This is a genomic window from Streptomyces sp. MB09-01 (assembly GCF_033794505.1).
Lineage (GTDB): Bacteria > Actinomycetota > Actinomycetes > Streptomycetales > Streptomycetaceae > Streptomyces.
This window is the reverse complement of the sequence record NZ_JARAYQ010000463.1, coordinates 1-3,438: the sequence shown is the minus strand read 5'-3', so window position 1 is coordinate 3,438 and position 3,438 is coordinate 1. Positions and strand designations below refer to the sequence as shown.

Sequence of the window (3,438 nt, the reverse complement as noted above, 5' to 3'; positions counted from 1 at the left end):
ACCCCCACCAACACCGAGAACACCCCCGAACCCCTCGACCCCGAAGGCACCATCCTCATCACCGGCGGCACCGGCGGACTCGGCCACATCCTCGCCCGCCACCTCGTCACCCACCACGGCGCCAAACACCTCCTCCTCACCAGCCGCACCGGCCCCAACGCCCCCGGCGCGACCCAACTCCACGACGAACTCACCACAGCCGGCGCCCACATCACCATCACCGCCTGCGACACCACCAACCGGGATGCACTCGCCCAACTCCTCGAAACCATCCCCACCCAGCACCCCCTCACCGCCGTCATCCACGCCGCCGGCACCCTCAACGACGCCACCCTCAACAACCTCACCCCCCACCACGTCACCCAAGTCCTCCACCCCAAAACCGACGCAGCCTGGAACCTCCACGAACTCACCCAACACCTCCCCCTCACCCACTTCATCCTCTTCTCCTCCATCGCCGGACTCATCGGAAACCCCGGCCAAGCCAACTACGCCGCCGCCAACACCTACCTCGACGCCCTCGCCCACCACCGCCACCACCACAACCTCCCCGCCACCAGCCTCGCCTGGGGACTCTGGGACACGGTCAGTGCGATGACCAGCGGGCTCAGCGAGCTGGACGTCAAGCGGTGGGCGGGCAAGGGCGTGCTGCCGATCTCGGCCGAGCGCGGGATGGAGATCTTCGACGCGGCCCTCGTCTCGCCGGAGCCGCTGCTCGCCGCGGCGGACCTGGACCTGCCGACCCTGCGCTCCCCGGACCGGTCCGCACCCGCCCTGCTGCGCACGCTGGTCCGTACCCCGCGCCGGCGCGCCATGGCCGCCGCCGCGTCCGGCACGGGCGGTTCCTCCTGGGCCGAGCGCACCGCCGCGCTCCCCGCCGCCGACCGCCGACGTACCGTCGGCGAGCTCGTGCGGACCACCGTCGCCGCCGTGCTCGGTCTCGCGGGCCCCGACGCCGTCGACGAGGACACGGCGTTCAAGACCCTGGGCATGGACTCGCTGAGCGGCCTGGAGCTGCGCCGCCGGGTCGTGGCGGTCACCGACGTCACGCTGCCGGCCACGGCCGTCTTCGACCACCCCACCCCGGCCGCGCTCGCCGAGTTCCTGACGGGCGAGCTGTCCAAGCTGGCCGGCGAGACCGAGGTGGTCCGTCCCGGCCGGCCGATCGCGGTGCGCAGCGCCTCGGATCACGAGGACCCGATCGTGATCGTCGGCATGGCCTGCCGCTACCCGGGCGAGACCCGCTCCCCCGAGGACCTGTGGCGGCTCGTCGCCGACGGCACCGATGCCATCGGCCCCTTCCCCACCAACCGCGGCTGGGCCCTGGACCGGCTCTTCGACGGTGACCCGGACCGTGCGGGCCACTCGTACGCCCGCAACGGCGGGTTCCTCTACGACGCCGACCGGTTCGACGCCGAGTTCTTCGGGATCAGCCCGCGCGAGGCCGCGGCCATGGACCCGCAGCAGCGTCTGCTGCTGGAGGCCAGCTGGGAGGCGGTGGAGAACGCGGGCATCGCCCCGGCGACCCTGCGCGGCACCCGTACCGGGGTCTTCAGCGGCGCCATGTACAGCGAGTACGCCTCCCACCTGCGCAACGCGCCGGAGGCCGTGGAGGCCTACCGTACGACCGGCAACACGCTCAGCGTGGCCTCCGGCCGGGTCTCGTACACGCTGGGCCTCCAGGGCCCGGCCATCACGGTCGACACGGCCTGCTCCTCCTCCCTCGTCGCCCTGCACCTGGCCTCGCAGGCCCTGCGCCAGGGCGAGTGCACCCTCGCCCTCGCGGGCGGCGTGACCGTGATGGCGGTGCCCGATCTGTTCGTGGAGTTCAGCCGCCAGCGCGGGCTGGCGACGGACGGCCGCTGCAAGTCCTTCGCGGACGCGGCGGACGGCACCGCCTGGAGCGAGGGCGTCGGCGTCCTGCTCCTGGAGCGGCTCTCCGACGCCCGCCGCAACGGCCACGAGGTCCTCGCCGTCGTCCGCGGATCCGCCGTCAACCAGGACGGTGCCAGCAACGGACTCACCGCGCCCAACGGCCCTTCGCAGGAGCGGGTGATCCGCGAGGCCCTGGCGGCCTCCGGGCTGTCGTCGGCGGACGTCGACGCCGTCGAGGCCCACGGCACCGGGACCACCCTCGGCGACCCCATCGAGGCACAGGCCATCCTCGCCACCTACGGCCAGGACCGGGACGCGGAGCGTCCACTGCACCTCGGCTCGCTCAAGTCCAACATCGGCCACTCCCAGGCCGCCGCCGGCGTCGGCGGCGTCATCAAGATGGTCATGGCCATGCGCCACGGCGTGCTGCCGCGCACCCTGCACGTGGACCGGCCGACCTCGCACGTGGACTGGAGCACGGGAGCGGTGTCCCTCCTCACCGAGGCGACCCCGTGGCCGGAGACCGACCGGCCGCGCCGGGCCGGTGTCTCCTCCTTCGGGATCAGCGGCACCAACGCCCACGTCGTCCTCGAACAGGCCCCTGCCGCCGAGCCGAAGCCCGTCACCGCGGCCCCGGCCCCCCTGCCGATGGCGCCCTGGCTGCTGTCGGGCCACACCGAGGCGGCTCTGCGGGCCCAGGCGGACCGGCTGCTGTCCTTCGTCTCCACCCGCACGGAGCAGCCGGATCCGGCCGATCTGCCGCAGGTCTCACTGCCCGACATCGGCCGGTCGCTGGCCGATGTGCCCGCGCTGCTGGCGCACTCCGCGGCCGTCGTCGCGGAGGACCGGGAGGGCATTCTGCGGGCGCTCGCCGCGCTGGCCGCCGGTGAGGAAGCGCCGGAGCTGATCGCCGGTCCACCGGCGGGTCGTGGCGGCGGCAAGACCGCGTTCCTGTTCACGGGTCAGGGCAGTCAGCGTCCCGGCATGGGCCGCGAGCTCTACGAGACCCATCCCGTCTACGCCCGCGCCCTCGACGAGGCCTGCGCGCACCTCGACGAGCACCTCCAGCAGAACGTCCCCCTCACGTCCCTGCTCTTCTCCGACGAGGACCCCACCACCTCACCGCTCCACCAGACCATGTGGACGCAGGCAGCGCTCTTCGCCACGGAAGTCGCCCTCTACCGCACCCTCGAACACCACGGGCTCACCCCCGACTACCTGCTCGGCCACTCCCTGGGCGAACTCACCGCCGCTCACGTCTCCGGCGTCCTCACCCTGGGCGACGCGGCCCTCCTCGTCGCCGCCCGCGGCCGTCTGATGCAGTCCGCCCCCACCGGCGGCGCCATGATCGCCATCGAAGCCACCGAAACCGAAATCCTCAACACCCTCCCCACCCACCACGGCCACCTCGACATCGCCGCCATCAACGGACCCCAATCCACCGTCATCACCGGCGACCACAAAGCAGCCCACCAACTCGCCACCACCTGGCGCAACAACGGCCGACGCACCTCACAACTCAACGTCAGCCACGCCTTCCACTCACCCCACATGGACGGCATC

Annotated in this window: 1 protein-coding gene; it reads left to right on the top strand. The window is 72.6% G+C overall.

Features of this window, described 5'->3' with window-relative positions; genetic code table 11:
• A partial coding sequence (locus tag PV721_RS42320; RefSeq protein ID WP_319734063.1) for a type I polyketide synthase occupies nt 1–3,438 on the top strand: 3,438 nt, incomplete at both ends.